Annotated in this window: 24 protein-coding genes; 5 read left to right on the plus strand and 19 right to left on the minus strand. The window is 44.3% G+C overall.

What is annotated here, in order from left to right:
* Nucleotides 1–8: 8 nt before the first annotated feature.
* The 4 genes from KXZ66_RS20030 to KXZ66_RS20045 all read right to left on the minus strand — a co-directional run bounded on the left by KXZ66_RS20030 (nt 9) and on the right by KXZ66_RS20045 (nt 2,452).
* Nucleotides 9–815, minus strand: coding sequence for a glycosyltransferase family 2 protein (locus tag KXZ66_RS20030; RefSeq protein ID WP_015250953.1), 807 nt, complete (start codon nt 813–815; stop codon nt 9–11).
* Between the two features lie 89 nt (nt 816–904).
* Nucleotides 905–1,438: a hypothetical protein gene (locus KXZ66_RS20035; RefSeq protein ID WP_009968358.1), complete on the minus strand. Its 534-nt coding sequence runs from the start codon at nt 1,436–1,438 to the stop codon at nt 905–907.
* A gap of 47 nt (nt 1,439–1,485) precedes the next feature.
* Nucleotides 1,486–2,121 carry a permease prefix domain 1-containing protein gene (locus KXZ66_RS20040; protein ID WP_003227434.1) on the minus strand — a complete coding sequence of 212 codons (636 nt, stop codon included), beginning with the start codon at nt 2,119–2,121 and terminating at the stop codon, nt 1,486–1,488.
* Nucleotides 2,114–2,452, minus strand: coding sequence for a PadR family transcriptional regulator (locus tag KXZ66_RS20045; protein WP_003227432.1), 339 nt, complete (start codon nt 2,450–2,452; stop codon nt 2,114–2,116). Before KXZ66_RS20045 ends, KXZ66_RS20040 begins: the two co-directional genes overlap by 8 nt.
* A gap of 143 nt (nt 2,453–2,595) precedes the next feature.
* On the opposite strand from KXZ66_RS20045, the gene KXZ66_RS20050 reads away from it, so the two are divergent.
* Nucleotides 2,596–3,411 (plus strand): bifunctional hydroxymethylpyrimidine kinase/phosphomethylpyrimidine kinase, encoded by an 816-nt coding sequence (locus tag KXZ66_RS20050; protein ID WP_151869986.1) that lies wholly within the window; start codon nt 2,596–2,598, stop codon nt 3,409–3,411.
* A gap of 89 nt (nt 3,412–3,500) precedes the next feature.
* Here the strand turns inward: KXZ66_RS20050 and KXZ66_RS20055 are convergent, their stop codons facing one another.
* From KXZ66_RS20055 to scrA, 3 genes are all read right to left on the minus strand, one after another.
* Nucleotides 3,501–3,749, minus strand: a complete 249-nt coding sequence (locus tag KXZ66_RS20055; RefSeq protein WP_003243437.1) for a hypothetical protein — start codon at nt 3,747–3,749, stop codon at nt 3,501–3,503.
* A 93-nt stretch (nt 3,750–3,842) separates the two neighbouring features.
* Nucleotides 3,843–5,282 (minus strand): sucrose-6-phosphate hydrolase, encoded by a 1,440-nt coding sequence (sacA, locus tag KXZ66_RS20060; RefSeq protein ID WP_151869985.1) that lies wholly within the window; start codon nt 5,280–5,282, stop codon nt 3,843–3,845.
* On the minus strand, nt 5,279–6,664 hold the full coding sequence (scrA, locus tag KXZ66_RS20065) for a PTS system sucrose transporter subunit IIBC (RefSeq protein ID WP_151869984.1): 1,386 nt from the start codon (nt 6,662–6,664) through the stop codon (nt 5,279–5,281). Before scrA ends, sacA begins: the two co-directional genes overlap by 4 nt.
* 301 nt (nt 6,665–6,965) lie before the next feature.
* Here scrA and KXZ66_RS20070 point away from each other — a divergent pair, with 301 nt between their 5' ends.
* Nucleotides 6,966–7,736, plus strand: a complete 771-nt coding sequence (locus KXZ66_RS20070; protein WP_133954549.1) for a formate/nitrite transporter family protein — start codon at nt 6,966–6,968, stop codon at nt 7,734–7,736.
* 38 nt (nt 7,737–7,774) lie between these two features.
* On the opposite strand, the gene sacT is transcribed toward KXZ66_RS20070, so the two are convergent.
* Nucleotides 7,775–8,605 (minus strand): sac operon transcriptional antiterminator SacT, encoded by an 831-nt coding sequence (gene sacT / locus KXZ66_RS20075; RefSeq protein ID WP_003227423.1) that lies wholly within the window; start codon nt 8,603–8,605, stop codon nt 7,775–7,777.
* Between the two features lie 39 nt (nt 8,606–8,644).
* Nucleotides 8,645–8,947: a hypothetical protein gene (locus KXZ66_RS20080; RefSeq protein ID WP_003222155.1), complete on the minus strand. Its 303-nt coding sequence runs from the start codon at nt 8,945–8,947 to the stop codon at nt 8,645–8,647.
* 529 nt (nt 8,948–9,476) lie between these two features.
* Here KXZ66_RS20080 and vpr point away from each other — a divergent pair.
* On the plus strand, nt 9,477–11,897 hold the full coding sequence (gene vpr, locus KXZ66_RS20085) for a serine protease Vpr (RefSeq protein ID WP_003227419.1): 2,421 nt from the start codon (nt 9,477–9,479) through the stop codon (nt 11,895–11,897).
* 37 nt (nt 11,898–11,934) lie between these two features.
* Here the strand turns inward: vpr and KXZ66_RS20090 are convergent, their stop codons facing one another.
* The 3 genes from KXZ66_RS20090 to rodA form a co-directional block, all read right to left on the minus strand.
* Entirely contained in the window at nt 11,935–12,936 is a 1,002-nt protein-coding gene (locus KXZ66_RS20090; protein ID WP_070548044.1) for an LLM class flavin-dependent oxidoreductase, read from the minus strand.
* 173 nt (nt 12,937–13,109) lie between these two features.
* On the minus strand, nt 13,110–13,859 hold the full coding sequence (gene nfsA, locus KXZ66_RS20095) for an oxygen-insensitive NADPH nitroreductase (protein ID WP_014478349.1): 750 nt from the start codon (nt 13,857–13,859) through the stop codon (nt 13,110–13,112).
* Between the two features lie 105 nt (nt 13,860–13,964).
* Entirely contained in the window at nt 13,965–15,146 is a 1,182-nt protein-coding gene (gene rodA / locus KXZ66_RS20100) for a cell shape-determining peptidoglycan glycosyltransferase RodA (RefSeq protein ID WP_003227413.1), read from the minus strand.
* A 495-nt stretch (nt 15,147–15,641) separates the two neighbouring features.
* Here rodA and ywcE point away from each other — a divergent pair, with 495 nt between their 5' ends.
* Complete coding sequence (ywcE, locus tag KXZ66_RS20105) at nt 15,642–15,905, plus strand: spore morphogenesis/germination protein YwcE (RefSeq protein WP_003227411.1); 264 nt, start codon at nt 15,642–15,644, stop codon at nt 15,903–15,905.
* Between the two features lie 41 nt (nt 15,906–15,946).
* On the opposite strand, the gene qoxD is transcribed toward ywcE, so the two are convergent.
* From qoxD to qoxA, 4 genes are read right to left on the minus strand one after another with little or no spacing between them, the layout of a single operon-like run.
* Nucleotides 15,947–16,321, minus strand: coding sequence for a cytochrome aa3 quinol oxidase subunit IV (gene qoxD, locus KXZ66_RS20110; RefSeq protein ID WP_003227410.1), 375 nt, complete (start codon nt 16,319–16,321; stop codon nt 15,947–15,949).
* A 1-nt stretch (nt 16,322) separates the two neighbouring features.
* Complete coding sequence (qoxC, locus tag KXZ66_RS20115) at nt 16,323–16,937, minus strand: cytochrome aa3 quinol oxidase subunit III (protein ID WP_003227409.1); 615 nt, start codon at nt 16,935–16,937, stop codon at nt 16,323–16,325.
* Between the two features lie 13 nt (nt 16,938–16,950).
* Entirely contained in the window at nt 16,951–18,900 is a 1,950-nt protein-coding gene (gene qoxB / locus KXZ66_RS20120) for a cytochrome aa3 quinol oxidase subunit I (protein ID WP_003227407.1), read from the minus strand.
* A gap of 27 nt (nt 18,901–18,927) precedes the next feature.
* The gene (gene qoxA / locus KXZ66_RS20125; protein WP_010886637.1) at nt 18,928–19,893 is read right to left on the minus strand and encodes a cytochrome aa3 quinol oxidase subunit II; all 966 of its coding nucleotides are present in this window, start codon (nt 19,891–19,893) and stop codon (nt 18,928–18,930) included.
* A 515-nt stretch (nt 19,894–20,408) separates the two neighbouring features.
* Between qoxA and KXZ66_RS20130 the strand changes: the two genes are divergently transcribed.
* A complete protein-coding gene (locus KXZ66_RS20130) occupies nt 20,409–20,654 on the plus strand; it encodes a GlsB/YeaQ/YmgE family stress response membrane protein (protein ID WP_009968363.1) in 246 nt (81 codons plus the stop codon).
* 70 nt (nt 20,655–20,724) lie between these two features.
* Here the strand turns inward: KXZ66_RS20130 and galT are convergent, their stop codons facing one another.
* From galT to KXZ66_RS20145, 3 genes are all read right to left on the minus strand, one after another.
* A complete protein-coding gene (gene galT / locus KXZ66_RS20135) occupies nt 20,725–22,266 on the minus strand; it encodes a UDP-glucose--hexose-1-phosphate uridylyltransferase (RefSeq protein WP_070548047.1) in 1,542 nt (513 codons plus the stop codon).
* 3 nt (nt 22,267–22,269) lie between these two features.
* Entirely contained in the window at nt 22,270–23,442 is a 1,173-nt protein-coding gene (locus KXZ66_RS20140) for a galactokinase (protein WP_003227400.1), read from the minus strand.
* 80 nt (nt 23,443–23,522) lie between these two features.
* Nucleotides 23,523–23,906, minus strand: coding sequence for a GtrA family protein (locus KXZ66_RS20145; protein WP_003227398.1), 384 nt, complete (start codon nt 23,904–23,906; stop codon nt 23,523–23,525).
* Nucleotide 23,907: the final 1 nt, after the last annotated feature.

Consider the following 23,907-nt stretch of genomic DNA (forward strand, 5'->3'; position numbering starts at 1 on the left):
AGGCCCCCTTACGAACGATGAAGTCTGGAATAGACAGGCTCGCCATCCCAAACCATTTCACTTTTTGCTTCCCGCCTCTTCATCTCAGGCTCTTCAAGCAGGACGGCAAAGTTTTTCGTCGGCAGCTCCCCGAGTCCGTGCTTTTCACTTAAACGATCCAAATATTGCTTCCGCTTGGCGCCAAGGTCCGCAGACTGATTGTCTCCCGCGTCACTGAAGGCATAAATCACACTGGCGCAAGGGACACGCTTCACCCGGTAATCCTTGGCCGCGCGCAGATAAAAATCCCAATCCCAGTAATTGTGCACATCAGCATCGAAATACCCGATTTCATCATGCAGAAAACGTCTGTACATGCTGCCCGACGGCACGTATGTAGAAAACACTCTCATATCCTCATAGTCAGCGGTGTAAGCAAACAATTTCCGTGACACTGGATATCTTGTTCCGTTTTTCTCTTCAAACGAAACTATTTCCGCATCAGAATGAACGAAGTCTGCCGTTTCTATTTCCTTTGCCATTTTCTCGATATGCCCTGGCGTAAAGAAATCATCGTCATCACACAGCATAATGCAATCGCCAGACGCCTCTTTTACACCGGCATTTCTCGCAGCCACATGCCCCGAGTTCTTTTCTAAATTGATGACAGCAATCGGCAGCTCCGGATACAGTGCTTTGACCGGCACGACCGATTCCCCGGCATCATTCACAATAATAATTTCATACGGCTTCAAGGTCTGGCGGGAAATCGACTCCAAAAGCTCACACAAAGCCGGAATCCGATTATAGGTCACAATTACGATAGAAATCTTCATGATGCTCTCCTTCTCATTTTCATAGTCATGTACTATTAAAACATATATTGGACGGGAGATCAGTGGGAATATCCTACTGAAACGGCATACTACAATGATAGAAACAGCAAAGTGGCTCCGATCAGAAGCACCATGATCAGCATCAGATCTCCAAAGACATGAAAGATATCTTTCATGCGGACGCCATTCGGAAGGATAAGACGCCACAGCTTAGATTGATAGACCGGCAGCAGCACCAGTGCATAAGAAAGACACAAAAATGTAAAAGCCGGCGGCACAAAAGCACAGCCTGCATCGTCCCAATTCATCATGATGTCTTTCATACTAGATCCATCCAATAAAAACAAAGATATCATGAGGGCTAGCAACACAAAGGACCCCAATTGAACCTCAAACAGGCGCATTTTCTGGTTATATGCAAATCGGACCGCCCAAAACCAGACATAAGCATATGAACATAGCAGCGTAAGAATGGCACCTGCTGTAAAGACGACATCAGGCAGCCGATCAAGCAGAAAAACAAAAGGCAAGCTGGCTGCCATAGCCAAGAGCATGCAGCCACCAGTAAACAAAAATACTGCCCCATGAGCTACAAAACCATATAAACAAGAGCTAATCCTCACGACATACACCTCCTTTACATAGAAATTCTATGTATACACCTAAAAAATCAGACAAGCTGACGCCTGCCAATATAACAGCCCATTCGGCCAAATAACGGAAATAACAGCGTTGCAAAAGCACAAGTTCCAACAAACCAAGGTGTCAACAAGGATTGAAACAGCGCAGCAGGAATTACATTGAATAGAAAAACAAGCATAAAAATGACGTTTGGCACCATTGAGATCAGAATCGTATGTAGAACAAGCTTTTCTCCACGTTTTCCAAACTCCTTCACGCCTTGATACCCAATCAGCACCCAGTAGATCATATATGCAGCTAAGATCAGCCAAACAGAAACAGAAATGCCTTTCCATACTGCTTGAACAAACGGTGATTCAAGCCATACATGCATTATTGTAATCGCAATGCCGACAGCGAATAGGGCACTGTTACAGAAAAGATGGAACATCAAAAACGCACGGAACGTTACTGGCTGTATTTTCTTAAACGAAGAAACAATGTCAGTTGGTGTTCCAAACGCCTGCAATAAAGTCTGCATAGCTTCCTCCTCACTCTTTCCTTCCTGAAAAGAGCGAAACAGATGATGTTCAATATGGCTCTCAATCTCTTCTATCATCGCCTCACCCTCAGGAAGCCCTTTAAGCCCGCTTTTGATTTCGGATACATATGTTTCTTTATCCATTTTGTCCGCTCCACTTCAGTATTCGGTCCATCATGGCTGAAAATACGCTCCATTCCTTCGTGCGTTCCGCCAGCACTTCTTTGCCCTCGTCTGTAATCCGGTAATATTTGCGGTCCGGTCCTTTCTCCTGCTTCTCCCAGTAGGAAGAAATATACCCTTGGCGTTCAAGCTTGTGAAGAGAAGGATACAAGGTCCCTTCTTTCATCTGCAGTTCATTTCCGCTGCGGCTTCCCATTTCTTTTACAAGCTCATAGCCGTACATCGGCCGCTCGTTCAGAAGCGTCAATACCAATATAACCGTGCTTCCCTTAACCAGCTCACGATTTAACATCTCAAAACCCCTACCTAGTTTTCTTATGTAGCATTTTACGAAAGCCCGTTGAGATTGTCAAATGATTCCTATAGATCTTCTATATTGTGATACAGAGAAAATCTAACTATAATGAAAGACAAAACATGATGGAGGTTCAAGACATGTCTATGCATAAAGCACTCACCATTGCCGGCTCAGATTCAAGCGGCGGTGCTGGGATTCAAGCTGATTTAAAAACATTTCAAGAAAAAAACGTATACGGGATGACCGCCTTAACGGTGATCGTTGCGATGGACCCAAAAAACAGCTGGGACCATCAAGTATTCCCGATCGATACTGATACAATCCGCGCCCAGCTTGCAACAATTACGGACGGCATCGGTGTGGACGCCATGAAAACAGGAATGCTGCCAACCGTTGACATTATCGAGCTTGCGGCAAAAACGATCAAAGAAAAACAATTAAAAAATGTGGTAATTGACCCGGTTATGGTTTGCAAAGGTGCTAATGAAGTCCTTTATCCGGAGCACGCCCAAGCCCTGCGTGAGCAATTGGCTCCGCTAGCCACTGTCATTACGCCAAACTTGTTTGAAGCCAGCCAGCTCAGCGGCATGGATGAACTAAAAACAGTTGACGATATGATCGAAGCCGCGAAAAAAATTCACGCACTCGGCGCTCAATATGTCGTTATTACAGGCGGAGGCAAACTCAAACACGAGAAAGCCGTTGATGTTCTCTATGACGGAGAAACAGCGGAAGTCCTTGAAAGCGAAATGATCGATACGCCTTATACACATGGCGCAGGCTGTACATTCTCAGCAGCCGTGACAGCGGAGCTTGCCAAAGGTGCGGAAGTCAAAGAAGCCATTTACGCAGCGAAAGAATTCATCACAGCGGCCATTAAAGAATCCTTCCCGCTAAACCAGTATGTTGGTCCTACGAAGCATTCTGCACTGCGCCTGAATCAACAATCATAAAAAAAGGGGCTGCCTTACAGAGAGGCAGCCCTTTTTAAATCACCGAAGACTTTTCACAGAAAAAACTGCCGATCCCATCGGCAGCCTGTTTATTTGATTTTTAAATTGTTTGCAGATTTCCTCAAAAATGTTTCTATCGACTGAACAAAAAGTGCATATTCCTTCATTTGTTCATATGCCCGCGTGAGAATTTCCGCCGTTTCACTGTGCGGCGTTGTTCCGCCAAGCATTTTTTTCAGCTGAAGCAGCACATCCTTATATTCTTCTCGCTTATCTTCAACTTGGTTAGCAGCCTTTTCCAAACATTCCGGTGTTATCTTCTGTTCATGTATATTCAAGAAAACAACTCCTTTTACAGAAAAAAATAGTAGGTTATCGTTGAAGAATAGCACAGATGGCTCAGATTTCACATAAGAAAATAGAAGGATTTTCTACATAAGTGTCCAAATTCCGACATTCATTTCAGATTTCCCGGTCGCACTGGCTGTTACTTCATGATTTCCCGGGAAAGGAAAATATCTTGCACTAAAGACCTCTTCTCCGTTATTTATAAAGATTTCCATAGATGACGCGTCGAGAAACATGTGTACGGTATGCAAATCCTTGATGCGGCAATGTCTCGCTTCTGTTCTTTTTCCGTCAAAGCTCTTTCGTTCCAGCGTAACAATCCCCTCGTCTTTATGGAAGGAAAACGTAGCCGTTCCGCGGATACTGATTGAAAAGCCAGACTCCGTATGAATGTCTTCCAGTAGAATCTCAGTTCTTTCAGGTTTTTCCACCGGAAGCGCACCAGATGATCCATGCATGTTGATGTGTATTTTTTTCTCATTTCTGCGCATGGCTTTTAGCTCAGGCAGCGGCTGCTGAATCAGCTTCTGGCCTGAAAGCGTCAGCTGTCTCGGCAGCGTCATGCAGTGAATCCAGTGGTAGTCAATGGTCGGATGGGACCCTTCATCCTGATCAGGCACCGCCATCCATGCAAACAAAATCCGCCTTCCCTGATCGTCTTCAAGTGTTTGCGGCGCGTAAAAATCAAAACCTTGATCAAGCTCCGTAAATTCACCATGCTTCAGTTCAGGCTTGTTATAATCGAGACGGCCGACAAAATAACCTGATTGATATACGTTCTGATAACGAAAACCGTCAGCCTCAAGCCCTTGAGGCGAAACAATCAGCACATCCGATCCTTGAAGGGAAAACAAATCAGGGCATTCCCACATGTATCCAAATTCGTCCAGCCCGTTGAAGCCCGCGCCGGTTATCGGGCCAAGAAATCTCCACTCACTCAGGTTATCAGAAGCAAACAATACAGCCTGCCCTTTCAAATTCTCTGTTTGCGCACCAATCACCATATACCATGTGCCTTCATGCTCCCATACCTTCGGATCGCGAAAATGCACCGTGTATCCTTCAGGGAGGCGGGCGACGACACCCTTTTTCTCAAAGGACAGTCCGTCGTCAGATACAGCAAGGCATTGATACGTTTCCCGGTTTCCATCCTGATCCCTGACATTTCCTGTGTAAAACAGATAGAGCCGATCGTCTTTCGTGACAGCGCTGCCCGAGTAGCAGCCGTTTTTATCAAACCAATCACTCGGAGCCAGCGCAATCTCTTCCCGCTTCCAATTCACAACATCCTGTGTCGTATAATGCCCCCAAAATTTTGCGCCGTGCCCCGTCTGAAACGGCTGCCACTGAAAGAATACATGATAGCTGCCCTTCCAATAAATCACGCCATTCGGGTCATTCAGCAGCCCAACCGGCGGCATGATATGAAAATGCTGGCGGTGCGGATCGCTGTTAGCGATGGGCTCTTTTTTCTCCACTTCTTCATAAGCCCGGCGACGAAGCTCCTGGTCATGTGCTGTCATTTTTTCCTCTCCTCATCCTCATTAATCTTCATGACAAATGCTGCAATGAACGCTGACACTGCCGCAATCGCCATGCCAATCAGATAGTGAATCAAGTTGCTGAAGCCAAACGGAGCCGCAATGGCGATCATCGGAATTCCCGTTAACCCGTAAGCGTTTGCAGCTACATGTGTAAAGACGACATATGCCCCACCCAATGCGCCTCCGATCATCGCGGCGATAAACGGTTTTCGGTAGCGCAGATTGACTCCGAATATGACGGGCTCAGTAATGCCGAGAAAAGCGGAAAATGCTGCCGGAAGCGCGATTTCTTTTGTCTTTGCCTTTTTCGCCATAAAGAAGACGGCAAGACCTGCCCCGCCCTGTGCGACATTCGCCATTGACCAGATCGGCAGCAAGTAGTTTTTGCCTATATCTGCAATTAGCCCTGCCTCAATCGCATGGAAGCTGTGATGAACGCCTGTCAGCACGATGAGTGAATACGTGCCCCCGAAAATCAGACCTGCGACAAAACCGGCATGGTCATATACATAAGTTAAAGCAACCGTAATGCCGGAGCCAAGCGCTCTGCCTAGAGGGCCAATCGCGATAAAAGCAACAAACCCGGTGACAATCACAGTAACAAATGGTGTAACAAGCAAATCCACCGCATGTGGAACCACTTTTCTCGTCCATTTCTCTACCTTGCTCATCACATAAACCGCTAGCAGAACAGGGATGACAGTTCCCTGATAGCCTAGAAGCGCGATATCAAATCCGAAAAGATGCATATAATCAGGTGTCGCTTCAGCCAAACCCCATGGATTCAAAAGGTTTGGATGAATCATGATTCCCCCAATGACCGCTCCCAAGTACGGGTTGCTGCCAAATTCTTTTGAAGCGCTTACTCCGATTAGAATCGGCAAGAAAATGAATGCTGCACTTGAAAACATATCAAGCAGCTGAAAAACTGCAGAATCCTTGCTCATCCAATGAAACGCATTGATCATACCCAGCAATCCCATTAACAGGCCGCTGGCCACAATAGCCGGGATAATTGGGACAAAAATATTAGAAAGCGTTTTCGCAAATCTCGCAGCGGGATTCAGCTTTTCTTTTGCCGCATCCTGATGATTGACGTGTTCTTCACGCTCGATATCAGCTTCTTTAGAAAAGGCATCGAATACTTTATTCACAAGGCCTGTTCCGAAAATGATCTGGTACTGGCCAGAGCTGCTGAAAGCCCCTTTAACGCCATCAAGCTCTTCTACTTGTGCTTGATCTATCTTTGATTCATCTTTCATCACTAAACGCAGTCTTGTTGCACAATGAGCCGCGCTGATAATATTTTCTTTCCCTCCGAGAAGCTCAATGAGGCGTTTTGCAGTCTCTTTGTAATCCATCTATTTCTCCCCCTTTTATTTAAACAAAAAAGACCTAAAATTCGCCAACGAATAAAGGACACAGCGATCCTTTTTCATTTACGCAAATTTTAGGTCTTGCCTGCTTTACCAGTCACAATCCCGCTTATTCAGATTAAGAATACGCTTTCATCATAAATCATGATAGCGTTTTCGTCAACTATTTTTTTAGTTAAATAGTTTGATATAACATGTAGACAAAAATTCGTAAAAATTAATTGTGAAATACTTCACAATATCGTGCTATACTATGCTCAATCATGAAAGAAAGCAGGAAAAGACAATGGAAACTCAAGCATTACAAAAGGTTGAACAGTATGCTTTGAAAAAACAAAACATATTCGCTTCAAGCAAAATCCGTTATGTGCTTCGGTCCATTTTGGCCAGTATGTTTATTGGTTTTGGCATTACAGCCGCAAGCAAAACAGGCAGCTATTTCTTTATGGCTGATTCTCCGTTTGCCTTTCCGGCAGCCGCTGTCACTTTCGGGGCCGCTATTCTGATGATTGCTTACGGAGGCGGAGATTTATTTACCGGCAACACCTTTTATTTCACCTATACCGCGCTCCGGAAAAAAATCAGCTGGCGCGACACCCTATACTTGTGGATGTCAAGCTATGCCGGCAATTTAATCGGCGCCATTCTGTTTGCCATCCTGATCAGCGCGACGGGACTTTTTGAGGAGCCTTCTGTTCATTCCTTTTTGATTCATTTGGCAGAGCACAAAATGGAGCCGCCGGCTTCCGAATTGTTTTTCAGAGGAATGCTGTGCAATTGGCTTGTGTGCCTCGCCTTTTTCATTCCAATGTCTCTCAAAGGGGAAGGAGCAAAGCTTTTTACCATGATGCTTTTCGTTTTCTGCTTCTTTATTTCCGGCTTTGAACACAGCATTGCCAATATGTGCACATTCGCCATCTCGCTTTTGATCGAGCACCCTGATACAGTGACACTGATGGGAGCAGTCAGAAACTTAATCCCCGTTACGCTCGGCAATCTGACCGCGGGAATAGTTATGATGGGCTGGATGTACTACACACTGAATCCTGATCAATAAAAAAACTTCCAGAGATCACTCCCTGCAAGTCAAAGCGGTTATTCCGAGAGATCTTGAAGACGCTGGACATGCAGCGTGATATAGCCGGCCTCGGATTCCGGCAAATGTAATTGATATTCATTTTTCAAAAACTCCGCCAGCTCCAGCGCACATTGATAGGCGAATGAATACTTTTTTTGGATGAAATAAAGCATCTCCTCGTCCATACGATGGAGCGCTTCATTTGATTCCAACCGGCTGACCGCGTATCGCAAATGCGTGACAAGGCGTTGATAGGAAATGCTGTTTTCATCCACCTTTCGATTAAAGTATTGTTCTATTTTCTCTATCATTTCTTTGATCATGGTCGTATGCTTCAGCGCTGAATACATGCTCTCCGCATCCATCTTCGCCGTATGGATGTGAAGGGCAATATAACCCGCTTCATCTTCAGGCAGAGACACGCCCAATGTCTCTTTTACATGTCCGATCGCCCACAGGCCGATCTCATATTCTTTTTTATAGAGCGCCTTTATCTCATGCAGCAATTTATTCTGCACAAGCAGCCCATTTTGAATCCTTTCGATCGCAAAGGACAAATGGTCGGAAAGCGCGATATGAATGTGATCGCTCAGCGGCGCCGCGAGCTCTCCTTCCGCATAGCTGATGATATCCTCAGCTATTTCTATATGCTCCTCCGGCAGTGTTTGCAGGATTTGTTTGAACTTTTCATTCTCGTCGCGCACGACAAAGATTTTTTCCACTTTATTCATAGGGATGAGATCATTTTTCTTTTTTTGAAAAGCGATTCCCGGCCCCATCACGATTTTTTCCTGATCATCCTCTTTTATTAAAGCCGCATTGTTGTTTAATACTTTATAGATTTTCAAGAGGTTATCTCTCCCGCCAATTTGCTTTTGACTGGGATTTTACCTCCTTTTGACCGCCATGTAAAGATGCGGGCCCGCTCTCTCCTGCTTTGGCGATTCCTTGAAGGCTTGCAAACATCTTCTTTTATAAAGCGCGGCGGCTTTCGCTTTCTGCTTTTCTTCCTCATTCACAGCCATCCGCCATTCATAAAACGAAACGAGTCCTGCGGCCTGCACAGCCGCCTTTCTTTGGTATGTACGCTGAGCCGAATAAACCGCGGCAGCCGCAGTTTTTCTGTCCGGCGTCACCCAGTTCATCAAAAAGACCATCCACACCCGTAAAGATACAAGCAAACGTTTCATAGAAAAACATCCCTCCGCTTCTTTTTGGCAGGCAGCCTTTTTAGCAGCCCGTTTTCTCAGCCGCAGCCCGCAAGAAAAGACGGCCGATTTCTTTTCTCGCAAACTAGCGGCTCTAGCAAAACTCATGACTCTATGATAGACCGTGGAAAGAGAATTCTTTGTCACAATATGAGTGAAAAAACCAACTAGTTTTTAGAAGTTTTGTTGAAAGCTGAAAGAATTGAAATGAAAATTGGAGAACCGCTTTGAAAACTTTATACACAAGTTATCCCAAAGATAAGAACAACTTAATCACAAGAGATATCCACATGTCCACAAACTCTATCTATATTTTGTATACGAACGTATATTCCTAACTATATATATACACAGGTTTATTCACTTATACACAGGGTTCTGTGTATAACTCCTTCGTTATACACAAACAAAATCCAATAAATGGTCCAAATGACACAAGGATTTTTTTGAATTTTCAAGAAATATATACTAGATCTTTCACATTTTTTCTAAATACAAAGGGGGAAACACATTGAAAAAGGGGATCATTCGCTTTCTGCTTGTAAGTTTCGTCTTATTTTTTGCGTTATCCACAGGCATTACGGGCGTTCAGGCAGCTCCGGCTTCTTCAAAAACGTCGGCTGATCTGGAAAAAGCCGAGGTATTCGGTGATATCGATATGACGACAAGCAAAAAAACAACCGTTATAGTGGAATTAAAAGAAAAATCCTTGGCAGAAGCGAAGGAAGCGGGAGAAAGCCAATCGAAAAGCAAGCTGAAAACCGCTCGCACCAAAGCAAAAAACAAAGCAATCAAAGCGGTGAAAAACGGAAAAGTAAACCGGGAATATGAGCAGGTATTCTCAGGCTTCTCTATGAAGCTTCCAGCTAATGAGATTCCAAAACTTCTAGCGGTAAAAGACGTTAAGGCAGTGTACCCGAACGTCACATATAAAACAGACAATATGAAGGATAAAGACGTCACAATCTCCGAAGACGCCGTATCTCCGCAAATGGATGACAGTGCGCCTTATATCGGAGCAAACGATGCATGGGATTTAGGCTACACAGGAAAAGGCATCAAGGTGGCGATTATTGACACTGGGGTTGAATACAATCACCCAGATCTGAAGAAAAACTTTGGACAATATAAAGGATACGATTTTGTGGACAATGATTACGATCCAAAAGAAACACCAACCGGCGATCCGAGGGGCGAGGCAACTGACCATGGCACACACGTAGCCGGAACTGTGGCTGCAAACGGAACGATTAAAGGCGTAGCGCCTGATGCCACACTTCTTGCTTATCGTGTGTTAGGGCCTGGCGGAAGCGGCACAACGGAAAACGTCATCGCGGGCGTGGAACGTGCAGTGCAGGACGGGGCAGATGTGATGAACCTGTCTCTCGGAAACTCTTTAAACAACCCGGACTGGGCGACAAGCACAGCGCTTGACTGGGCCATGTCAGAAGGCGTTGTCGCTGTTACCTCAAACGGCAACAGCGGACCGAACGGCTGGACAGTCGGATCGCCGGGCACATCAAGAGAAGCGATTTCTGTCGGTGCGACTCAGCTGCCGCTCAATGAATACGCCGTCACTTTCGGCTCCTACTCTTCAGCAAAAGTGATGGGCTACAACAAAGAGGACGACGTCAAAGCGCTCAATAACAAAGAAGTTGAGCTTGTCGAAGCGGGAATCGGCGAAGCAAAGGATTTTGAAGGGAAAGACCTGACAGGCAAAGTCGCCGTTGTCAAACGAGGCAGCATTGCATTTGTGGATAAAGCGGATAACGCTAAAAAAGCCGGTGCAATCGGCATGGTTGTGTATAACAACCTCTCTGGAGAAATTGAAGCCAATGTGCCAGGCATGTCTGTCCCAACGATTAAGCTTTCATTAGAAGACGGCGAAAAACTCGTCAGCGCCCTGAAAGCTGGTGAGACAAAAACAACATTCAAGTTGACGGTCTCAAAAGCGCTCGGTGAACAAGTCGCTGATTTCTCATCACGCGGCCCTGTTATGGATACGTGGATGATTAAGCCTGATATTTCCGCGCCAGGGGTCAATATCGTGAGCACGATCCCAACACACGATCCTGACCATCCATACGGCTACGGATCAAAACAAGGAACAAGCATGGCATCGCCTCATATTGCCGGAGCGGTTGCCGTTATTAAACAAGCCAAACCAAAGTGGAGCGTTGAACAGATTAAAGCCGCCATCATGAATACCGCTGTCACTTTAAAGGATAGCGATGGGGAAGTATATCCGCATAACGCTCAAGGCGCAGGCAGCGCAAGAATCATGAACGCAATCAAAGCCGATTCGCTCGTCTCACCTGGAAGCTATTCATACGGCACGTTCTTGAAGGAAAACGGAAACGAAACAAAAAATGAAACGTTTACGATTGAAAATCAATCTTCCATTAGAAAGTCATACACACTTGAATACTCATTTAATGGCAGCGGCATTTCCACATCCGGCACAAGCCGTGTTGTGATTCCGGCACATCAAACCGGGAAAGCCACTGCAAAAGTAAAGGTCAATACGAAGAAAACAAAAGCTGGCACCTATGAAGGAACGGTTATCGTCAGAGAAGGCGGAAAAACGGTCGCTAAGGTACCTACATTGCTGATTGTGAAAGAGCCCGATTATCCGAGAGTCACATCTGTCTCTGTCAGCGAAGGGTCTGTACAAGGTACCTATCAAATTGAAACCTACCTTCCTGCGGGAGCGGAAGAGCTGGCGTTCCTCGTCTATGACAGCAACCTTGATTTCGCAGGCCAAGCCGGCATTTATAAAAACCAAGATAAAGGTTACCAGTACTTTGACTGGGACGGCACGATTAATGGCGGAACCAAACTTCCGGCCGGAGAGTATTACTTGCTCGCATATGCCGCGAACAAAGGCAAGTCAAGCCAGGTTTTGACCGAAGAACCTTTCACTGTTGAATAAGAAAAAGCCCTGCCGATTCGGCAGGGCTTTTTAAAGATCAGTCAGCAAACGCCTCCTGCAATAAGCGATACGATCGGAGCTTATCTTCAAAATGATGCATGATGGTCACCACCATGATTTCCTCTGTTTCATACGCGTTACTCAAAGCTAACAGCCGCTCCTTAACCTGTTCTTTCGTACCAACAATCATTCGATTTCGATTATCAGCAATTCGTCTCTGTTCATAAGGAGAATACGTATTTTTCCGAACAGCTTCATACGAAGGAACTCCCTCTAAAGGAATACCCTGCTCTCCCGCCAAAAGTGTAAAATCAAGCACAGCCCCAAGCTCCTCTGCCTTCTCCTCCGTGTCAGCACAAAGAACAAAAACAGCAACTGCCGCTCGAGGCGTATCTCCTAACACAGACGGTTTGAATCGCCTCTTATACTGTCTGACAGTACCCTCTCCGCCCTCTCCATTGATAAAATGGGCAAACATATAGCCAGCGCCAGATTCAGCTGCGAGCAGCGCGCTTTCTCCAGATGAGCCGAGCAGCCACACATCCGGAGCCGTTGAAATATGCGGCGCAGCGGTCAGATTCGGAAAACGGTGTTTGTCATCCGCCAAATCATGCAAATACATGGTCAGCTCCTTAATTTGCTGCGGATACTGATCAGCATTGCGCTTACCACCGTCATTCAGCGCCCATGATGCAATCGGCATTCCCCCCGGTGCTCTGCCAAGCCCCAGGTCAATTCTTCCTGGTGTCAGCCCCTCCAGAACACGAAAGTTTTCAGCTACTTTATAAGCACTGTAATGCGGCAGCATGACTCCTCCTGATCCAACACGAATTCGCTTTGTTTTCGCTGCTATATGACTGATTAGCACCTCAGGACTGGACCCTGCCAGCCGTTTTGAAAAGTGATGCTCAGAAACCCAAAATCTCTTATATCCAAGGTCCTCAGCAGCTTGGGCAAGCGCAACGGTTTGCTGTAAGGCCGTTTCTGCATTGCTGCCCTCTGATACTGGAGATTGATCTAATATACTTAATGAAACCATCCCTACCACCTCATCCTCATCGTATCACTGATCCCCTATTTTTTCTCCAAAGCCGCTCACACTGCTTATCAGTGTCCCCTATCATTCGCCATTTATTTGTGAAAGCATGTCCCTATTTGTCGGAATATGTTACACGTGAAACATAAAAACCCCTCCAGACGGAGAGGTTTGCTTTAGTTTTTATTAAAGCCCTTTTCTTTCACGTAGTCATTTAAATACGTACGCGGCTTTTGCTTCATAAAGTTCAGTATTTGATCGGACCACGTTTCTTCCCGCTGCCCGTTTGTTCTTTCTCTATAGTAATCAGAAATGGTTTTGTCATACGTATTCATAGTATGACGGAAATCGTCTGTGTTCACATTATACGTATTTTCATGATAAACGGCCTGCTTTGGCAATCTCGGTTTTTTGCCGGAAAGGTTCGCAGGATGGCCTACTGCCAGTCCGAAAAGCGGGAGCACATGGTCAGGCGTTTGCAGCACCTCTGTCACCTTGTCCAATTCATTCCGAATGCCGCCGATATAGCAAATGCCAAGCCCCATGGATTCAGCGGCAATGCTCATATTTTGCGCTGCCAGCGCCGCATCAATCAAGCTAACCATAAACATTTCTGTATTCTCGAGCAGCTCAGAAATATGTTCACCTTTTTCCTCAGCCAGTTGTTGATGGCGGTACAAATCCGCACAAAATACAAAAAAGTGTCCGTTCTTCTCAACGTAAGGCTGATTCCCAGCAAGCACGGACAGCTCACGTTTTTTCTCAGGATCAGAAACCCCGATAATCGAATATGCCTGCACATAGCTGGATGTAGACGCAGCCTGCGCACTTTTCACTAATGTATCAATTTCTTCAGCTGTCAAAAGCTGATCAGTAAAAGACCGGATTGACCGATGATTCAAAATGGTTTCGATTGTGTTATTCATCACAAAAACCTCCTTATCACTTTTTATCATATCCGAAAAAAAGTGATCTCAAAAGTGAAATGCTCTGCACAAAAAAAGACAGCCTCTGTAAAGGCTGTCTGCATATCAAGAATTAAAAAGATAACTTCTGTATTTCGTCAGCTGCACACTTGCATTATATACAATCCCAAATCCGATTAACGTGGAAAGTGTCGAGCTTCCCCCATAGCTGACAAACAGCAGCGGAATCCCGGTAACAGGCATAATGCCAATGTTCATTCCGATATTCTGGAATGTGTGGATCACAATTAACGCCGTATAGCCAACGCAAAAGAAAGAAGCGAAACGGTTAAACGGATGTATTTTGTCTATCAGAACAACAAGCCTGTAGATTAAAAAGAAGAACATGATGACAACAATTGCACAGCCTATAAAGCCAAATGACTCACCTATTATAGAAAAGATAAAGTCAGTCGTACTCTCTGGAACATAAACCTTCAAATTAGAAATACCATTACCTAAAATACCACCAGATCCTATTGCCATGATGGCCTGGTCAACTTGCCAGCTGTCATTTGAATCTTCCTGTGTCTCATTTGAAGCAGACACCCAAGAAGTGACCCGCTTAATTTGATAATCCTGTATTCCAACTGATTTAGCAACGTCAGGAAAGTTTATCATTACTAATAAAATTAATGAAATGAGTAAGATACCTGAACCAGCTATGATCGCAATCAATTTCCAATTTATCCCTGACATAAAAACCATTACAAGAACGATAAACATACATATTCCCGCAGTCCCAGCATCCTGCATCAGGATAAGACCTACAGGAATAACTGCGACACCCGCAATCTTTAATAACAAGTGGATATCATCCCTAAGCGTCCGAACTCCTTTAGGATTTGCTTTTCCAATAACTGAAGCAAGCATCATAATCAAACCAACCTTCATAAACTCTGACGGCTGTATTGTTATTCTACCGATCCTAAACCAACTTTTTGCCCCTTTAATAACAGGTGCAATAGACTCGGGACTGATTTTAAGAATAATCAAAGATAAAATACCAATGATAAAAATATATAAACTTAACTTTTCAAGCTGTTCTAAATCAAAGTACAAAAGAACTGTAATGGCAACAGCCCCCAAAAGATAAAACACAATTTGCTGAATCCAATCCGTGTTCCCATACTGCCCAAACTGACCGGCAGCATAAATTGATACTACGCTTATAATAAAAAACACACCAAATATAAAAATCAAATCCCCCTGGTAAAAGGGGCTTTGCTGTTTCTTATATCGACTCATTCTATCCCGCCTTACATTTTCATCGGAAAATCACTAATGTTTATTATACATGAACCACGTTCAAGATGACACGTGAAGCTCGCTTCCTTTTATGTTTTTTCAGCATTTGCGGCGCTTTTTCAGCTACACGAAATATGACGTATCATAAACCGAAATGTTTCGATTGACACAAAACTTTTCAAATGAAAAAACGCCATACCAATAGAATTTGTTAAAAAACGAATGCGATAATGTGTTATGTTCCCAAATAATGTGATACCTCATATAGAAATAGCTAAAAATTCAGAGCCCCATGCCCATACATTCTCCTAGCACATTAAACAAAAAAAATAAGACGATAGATCCAGTCCATTTCTGCAAAAACACGTATCAATTTCTGGAAAACATGGTATAATAATTGTAACAGAATGTTCAAAAAACAATCACAAAACAGACACAACTCAGTTCCTCTATTTCATTTTTGTAAACGTTATCACAAAGTGAAAGGAGACGGGTATGATGGACATGTTTTTTGCTTACTTACTGGTTGCCAGCGCAACGCCTCTCTTTATTTGGCTTGATAACAAAAAAGTCGCACTCTCAGCTATTCCGCCAATCATTTTAATGTGGGTATTCTTCTTCTTTTACGCAACAGAAAGCCTTTCTCCACTTGGACACACTCTCATGATTATCTTGTTTGCCGTTAACGTCATTGTCGCTCATATCGCCGCATTTATCATTTACGGCCTTCCGTATCTTCGCAGAAAGCGAAGCAGCTGAAGACAGCAAAAAACCCTCTTCCAATGAAGAGGGTTTTTGTATTATTCGTTATGGCCTGAATGCTCTGAGTGTTCAGCGCCTCCAGGAGGATTTCCGTCCATATGGTCACCATGGTGATAGTGAGCCGCGAAAATCCAGATGGATCCAAGTACGATAACGATCGCGCCAAAGAATCCGAACAGCGTGTTTCCGACTTGGATCGTGCCGTTTTCGCTCTCTGTCATATGCATGAACATGAGAAGCTGCAGCGCCGCCTGAATGAAGGCGAAGCCGAAGATAATCCAAAGTTTTGCTGATGAGCTCAGGTCAGTATACACTGCAACCCATAGAGCCAGCAGGGTCAAAACGATAGACAGGATAAAACCTACAATGTGTTTCCATGGAAAGTGACTGTGTTCAGCAGATTTGTTTGCCATTTTACAGACCCCCCAATCCCATGAGATAGACACCTGTAAAGATGAAAATCCATACAACATCTAAGAAGTGCCAGTACAAGCTTGAGATAAAGATTTTAGATGAAGTTTGCGGAGTTAAGCCGCGTTTCTTCAACTGAATCAGAATTCCTGTGATCCAGAAAATCCCGATTGTTACGTGAGTTCCGTGAGTTCCAAGTAAAACAAAGAATCCAGACCAGAACGCACTTGTACTGAGAGCCGCTCCTTCATGTACATAGTGAACAAACTCGTTGATCTCGCATCCGACGAAGCCGGCACCGAGAAGAAGAGTGATAATTGTCCAAATGACTACGCCTTTTAAACTTCCGCGGCGCATTTCATGAACAGCGATCCCGCAGGTAAAGCTGCTGATCAGCAGCAAGAACGTCATAATCATTACCAGATTGACTTCAAATAGTTCGTCTGGCAAGACACCTCCAGCTGTTCTGTTTTTAAGAACGAAGAAGGTTGCAAATAGTGTTGAGAACAACACAATTTCTGCCCCTAAAAAGATCCAAAACCCGAGAATATTAAGTCTGCCGGTTTCAGATTGATATTCCATAGGCGCGTTAGAATTGCCGTGTTCTGCATGTTCCATAACTCACGCCTCCTTATTCGGAAATCTTTCTTTCCGTCTCTTTTATTTCATCAACACTAATGTAGTAGCCGTTGTCGTATTCGAATGAACGCAGAACCATGCAGAGCAGGACTCCGATCAATCCGACTACGCCCATCCAGTACCATTCAAAGACAAGTCCAAAGCCTGCAAGACCGAAGGCAACAGACATAAAGAACGGTCTGCCTGAGTTGCTTGGCATATGGATTTTCTTGAATTTGCTTTCAGGGTATAATTCAGTTTTTTCTTCTTTCATATGCAGGAATGCATCTTGAGATTTGACTTCAGGAAGCACCGCAAAGTTGTAATGCGGCGGAATCGCAGAAGAAGTCGCCCAATCAAGCGTACGTCCCACACCCCATGAATCTCCGCTGATTTCACGAGTAGAGTAACGGAAGCTGTAGTAGATGTTATAGCAAAGGATTAAGAATCCTACACCCATCATGAAAGCTCCGACTGTTGAGATAAAGTTCAATGTTGTCCAGCCGTCATTCGGTCCGTATGTGTAAATACGGCGAGGCATGCCTTGAAGCCCCAAGAAATATTGCGGGAAGAAACAAATATTGAACCCGATCATAAAGATCCAGAAGAACCATTTTCCAATTCTTTCGTTCAGCTTGTGGCCGAACATTTTTGGATACCAGAAAATAAATCCGGCGAAACAAGCAAATACAGTACCCGCAATCAGCACATAGTGGAAGTGAGATACAAGGAAGTACGTATTATGGTATTGATAATCCGCTGCTGCCATCGCAAGCATAACCCCTGTAACCCCGCCGATAACGAAGTTAGGAATGAACGCAAGCGCCCACAGCATAGGTGTTGTAAAGCTGATTCGGCCTTTATACATTGTAAAGAGCCAGTTAAAGATTTTAACCCCGGTTGGGATTGAGATTGCCATTGTCGTAATTGAGAAGAATGAGTTAACGGACGCACTGTTCCCCATTGTGAAGAAGTGGTGAGTCCAAACTAAGAAACTCAATACAGAGATGGCGATAATAGAACCAACCATCGCTTTGTAACCAAACAATTGTTTTCTTGCAAAGCTTGAGATGATTTCTGAGAAAATACCAAACGCCGGAAGAATAACGATATATACTTCAGGATGTCCCCAAATCCAGAACAAGTTAGCCCAAAGCATCGGCATACCGCCTGCTTCCAATGTGAAAAAGTGAGCGCCGAACAAACGATCAAATGATAAAAGTGCTAATGCTACTGTAAGTACAGGGAACGCAAACACGATAATAACCATTGTGATCAGTGTTGTCCATGTGAACATCGGCATACGCATTAATGTCATGCCTTTTGTTCTCATTTTTAAGATTGTTACCATAAAGTTGATCCCTGTCATCAGGGTACCGATACCGGCAATCTGAAGTCCGAGGAGGTAGTAGTTCTCACCCGGCCCAGGGCTCATGTCGTTACTTGCAAGCGGCATATAACTCGTCCAGCCTGCGTTCGGAGAACCTCCGATAACGAAAGAAATATTGAAAAGCATCGCCCCTACAAAGAACGTCCAGAAGCTCAGGTTGTTCAAGTAAGGGAACGCAACGTCGCGGGCACCGATTTGAAGAGGCACAACAACGTTGATAAGACCGATTAAGAACGGCATCGCCATGAAGATGATCATGATTGTACCGTGAGTTGTAAAAATTTCATTATAGTGGTTTGAGTCTAAAAAACTGTTATTCGGAAGCGCTAGCTGGGCACGCATCATCAGACCGTCGACACCGCCGCGGAATAACATAATTACAGCAGATATAATATACATGATTCCGAGTTTTTTATGGTCAACAGTAGTTATCCATTCAGACCACAGCCATTTCCACTTTTTGAAGTAAGTCAGAACAAAAATAATGGCAATGGTTGAAAGCGCAATGGAAACTTGTGCGCCCAGAATTAATGGGTCACCAGTTACGAAAAATTCGTCCCATTTGAATTTCATGCAGGCTTCCTCCTTTCCTGATCAATATCATTCTTCTGTATCATCAGACTTCTTAAATTCGTTTTTCTTTACGTTTTCAAACGGATCTGTTTTAGAGTGCGGTGAAACGGCTTGATAGCCAAGGCGTTTGCGCGCCTCCATCGCGTACTCAGCGTCTTGTCCGTGATCAACGTATTTCAAGTGAGTAGAAGAGAACGTTAATTCGTCCACATTTTCAGGAAGCATCAATTCATCATACTTCTCTTTTGTCAGCTTAGGAGCCTCGTTCTGAGTCTTTTTCACCCAGCTGTTAAAGTCTTTTTCTGTGACTGCATTCACATCAAACTCTTGGTCTGCAAAATGTTCACCTGTGAAGTTCGCGTTGCGGCCTTCGTAAGTACCCACTTTGTCAGCCTGTAAGTATTGATCCATCAGCATTCCTGCCATCGCATATTTTTGCCCTCCAAGCTGAGGAATCCATAGCGAAGCCATTGAATCTGCAGATGAGATTTTGAACAAGATCGGGCGGTCGACAGGAATGTTTAAGTAGTTGACCGTTTCAATATCCTGTTCAGGGTAGCTAAATACCCATTTCCAGTCTACCGAAGTAGCATAAACAACAAGAGGCTCTTTGTCTTTTGTTGCTTCAGGAGCTTTTTCTAACGAATATATCGTCTGTACTGTTGGCACAGAAAGTGCAATGACGATTAAAATTGGGATCACTGTCCAGACTACTTCTAAAAACGTGTTACCGTGAATTTCTGGGTTATAAGATCCATTATCTTTGCCTTTACGGTCGCGGTATTTTACTAAAATAATGGTAAATAGAACAAAGACGACCCCGACGATAAACAGCATAAATCCGATAGATAACAGGATTAAATCACTTTGCTGTTCAGCTACAGGTCCTTTCGGATCTAGTACTGAAGCATTGCTGCATCCCCCAAGGACGAAAACCACAGTTAACAGCGCTAATACAAGCAACGGTTTTAATGCTCTGAACAAGAAGATCACCATCCTTCCTATTGATGTAATAAATCTGAAGTGCATACTTCCTCAAAATCTTTTCTCTACTTTGTTATGCTATCAAAAACTTCACTTATTAGCTTTATTTTTTTATAAACTTCATCCCATTTTCGCTTAAATGTCATAAAATCGACAAAAATTGCTCCAACTTTATTCACATCTATCGCTTAAGATGAAAAGTTTCTAGTTATTTCCGCATATAAAGTAAAGAAAGATGATGAAGAACTAATTCTGACAAATTAAGGTTTACCACAATAAAAAACTTAGGTCAATCAAAAATTTCATTTTGTTAAACTTTCTAGATAGGAATTATTTTTTCCTCGTCTAGCATCTTTTCACACGGTTACCATTTTAACGCATCAAATATTGAAAGAAAAGGCGCAATGAAGAGCCAATATGCTCTGAATTGTCCGTATTTTTTTATGAGAGCATCCAGTTGTTTATCTTATACAAAAAAGAGGAATGATATAAGCAAATAAATAAAAAATAGGATGTGTTGCATGATGAGTTTTCTTATTTCACTTATCGTCGCTATTATTATCGGATGGCTTGGAAGCCTGTTTGTAAAAGGAGATATGCCCGGAGGAATTATCGGGTCTATGATCGCAGGTCTTATAGGCGCCTGGATCGGACACGGGCTGCTTGGAACATGGGGGCCGCACCTAGCCGGATTTGCCATTATTCCAGCGGTAATCGGCGCAGCCATTGTTGTCTTTCTAGTAAGCCTGTTAACCAGAAAAAGAGGATAAAAGCAGCAGCACCCGAAGCGTCAGCGCTTTGGGTGTTTGTTTTGCCATAAAAATCGAAAAAGCCTCAACCCTAGCGGTTGAGGCTTTTGACTGGTTTGGCGCCCAACTGATCGATGAACCTTCTGAAGGCCTGTTTTCCCACTGCTGTCTGCTTAAATACACCGGCGTGTTCAAGAATGCGAGCGAATACATGTCCCAGCTCTTCTTTTATGACTAGATCTGCATTCTCTTTTGTTATGGTTCTTTTTTCCATCATCCGAAGAGCCCATTCACTATGCTTTGCCGTGAGCGGATTTTGTTCTAAGGCTGTTTTTGGATCAGCAGAGCATAGCGCCGCTGCCGTTTCTTTCATTTCCTCCTGTAAGCGGCCAGGCAATATCGCCAATCCCATGACCTCAATCAGGCCGATATTTTCTTTTTTAATATGGTGGACTTCTTGATGAGGATGAAATATTCCTAATGGATGCTCCTCATCCGTCCGGTTGTTCCTCAGTACGATATCGAGTTCGTACAAGTCTCCCCTGCGCCGCGCAATCGGTGTGACCGTATTATGGGGCGTATCGCCTGTATAGGCGGCAATGCCGGCTTTTTCATCGGAATACGTCTGCCACGTGCGGAAGATATGGTCAGCAGCTTCGGCGACATGACCCGGTTCGTCTCCTTGGAGCCTGAGCACAGACATCGGCCACTTCACTAAGCCCAGCGACACGCCGGGATAATCATTTAATTCATAAACGTCTTCCGCTTCTGCACGTGCCATTGGAAAATCATGCGCGCCGCCTTGGAAATGATCATGGCTTAGGATGCTGCCGCCGACAATCGGCAGATCCGCGTTTGAACCGATAAAATAATGCGGATATTGGCCAAGAAATGCCAGCAGCCTTCCAAATGTTTTTTTGCTGATCTCCATCGGTTCATGTTCACCTTTTAAGACAATGCAGTGCTCCGGATAATAGACATATGGCGAGAATTGCAGGAACCATTGTTCGTCCTCAAGGATGACCGGAATGATTCTGTGATTTTGCCGGGCTGGATGATTCACGCTTCCCTCGAAGCCGACATTTTCTTTACACAGCAAACACATCGGATAATTTGTCTGTTCCTGCTCTTTTGCAGCCGCAATCGCTTTCGGGTCCTTTTCAGGCTTTGATAGGTTAATGGTCATTTCCAGCTCGCCATATTCGGTCGGCACCGTCCAATGAACATTTTTGGCAATTCTGTCAGTCCGTATATAATAGACATCCTCTGAATATTGATAGAATTCCTTTGTCGCCTGTTTTGGGCCGTATAATGCTTTTGTCTCTTCAAATTTGCGAATGACCTCGGACGGGGCAGGCACAAAACAGCCCATCAGCTTTGCGCTGAGCAGGTCACGGTACGTATCTGTATCCGCTTCCATTCGGCCGGTTTCCGCAGCCCATTTATAGATGGGAGCGAGCAAGTCCGGCAGGCTTTGTGACTGCTTGATGTTGGTGCTGGAGATCGGCTCGGGATGTGTGATGCCCAGCGCTTCATAAAGACGGTTTCTCGTATATTCCCGATCCCAGATCGAAATCAATTTTCGTTCCAGGCCATACTCAAGCAGCTGTTCCAGATGTTCAATAATACTCATATGTCACTCCCCCTTTAGTTCTCTCGCTCCCTCTCCGATATCCGCGACATAAAAGTCCGCTCGGAGCCCTGTTTTTTCTTGATATCTGTCTCCAACCTTCTGAATAAAATCATCAACGAACTCATCTTTTACAATGCTGATGGTGCAGCCGCCAAAGCCTGCTCCCGTCATTCTTGATCCAATTACACCTTCGTGATCCCATGCCGCAAACACAAGCTCATCAAGTTCAGGGCATGTTACTTCATAGTCATCCTTCAATGAAAGGTGGGATTCCTTCATTAACTGCCCGATTTCATCTATATTGTTCTCTTTGAACATATGGGCCGTCTTAATAGCACGATGATTTTCGTATACAGCGTGCTTTGCCCGGCGTCTGTTCGTTTCATTTTGGATCAGGCTGGAATGCGCATCGAAATCAGAAGGCTTGATGTCGCCCAGTGCGGCAATATCGAGGCCTTTTTTCAAATCAAGCAATGCATCATTGCATTCTTGGCGTCTCGTATTATAGCTGGAGTCAGCCAATGTCCTTTTTTTGTTCGTGTTCGCGATGACCAGCGCGAGGCCTGAGACATTGAGTTTGCTATATTCATAGTCAAGCGTGTCGCAGTTCAGCAGCATCGCATGATGTTTTTTCCCCATTCCAATTGCAAATTGGTCCATAATTCCGCAATTGACGCCGATAAAATGGTTTTCCGCATGCTGCGCCATTTTCACAAGCTCAAGCGCATCTACTTCAGGATGAAAATAGCTTTGGAGCACGACCCCCATCAGCAATTCAATAGAAGCGGAAGACGACAGCCCCGCCCCGTTTGGAATATTCCCTGAAAATACAATGTCAAAGCCATGGGGAACTGCATATCCCCTCTGTTGAAATTCATAAATCACGCCTTTTGGGTAGTTCGCCCAGTCGTCTTCTTTTTGATAGCGAATGTCGTCAAGGCTGCATTCCTTGATGCCTGCGTTTCTAAAGTTATCTGAATACATCCGGACAAGCCCGTCGTTTCTTTCTGCAACAGCAGCATATGTACCCATTGTCAGCGCGCACGGAAAGACATGCCCGCCGTTATAGTCTGTATGTTCTCCAATCAGATTCACTCTTCCAGGTGCGAAAAAAAACCGTAACCCCTCTTTTTCTCCGAATACACTTGCAAATATCCCCTTTAGCTCTTCCCGCATGTGCAATCACCTTTCTGGTTTTTATTTTTTATTCCCCTTATTTCTTCATAGAAAACGGCAGATCATATGCTGCAGTCCTCTCATACCCCTTCTTCTTTTGTTTTTTTAAAGACGAGCCATTTGCTCGCAACATAGTTGACGACAACAATGACCGCGTTGTCGAGTATTTTGGCCAAGGTTTCATTTGTATTAAACTGGCCGACAAGAATGATCATCATGCCTAAATCTATGCCGAGAGACAGGACCCGAACGCTGAAAAAAGCAGTGAGCTCTTTCAGCAGGCTCTGCAGATCATGTGTTTTTTGCTGAAACACATATAATTTATTTGTTATGTAAGCAAACAGCACGGACAAAATCCAAGCGGCAACAGTGGCGGCTTTGTAATCCACATTCATGATCTCTACCAATATATAAAAGCTGGCGATATTCACAATGGTTGTGAAAACCCCCATAATGATATACATA

It is taken from the genome of Bacillus sp. LJBS17, from assembly GCF_019334685.1.
Classification (GTDB): domain Bacteria; phylum Bacillota; class Bacilli; order Bacillales; family Bacillaceae; genus Bacillus; species Bacillus subtilis.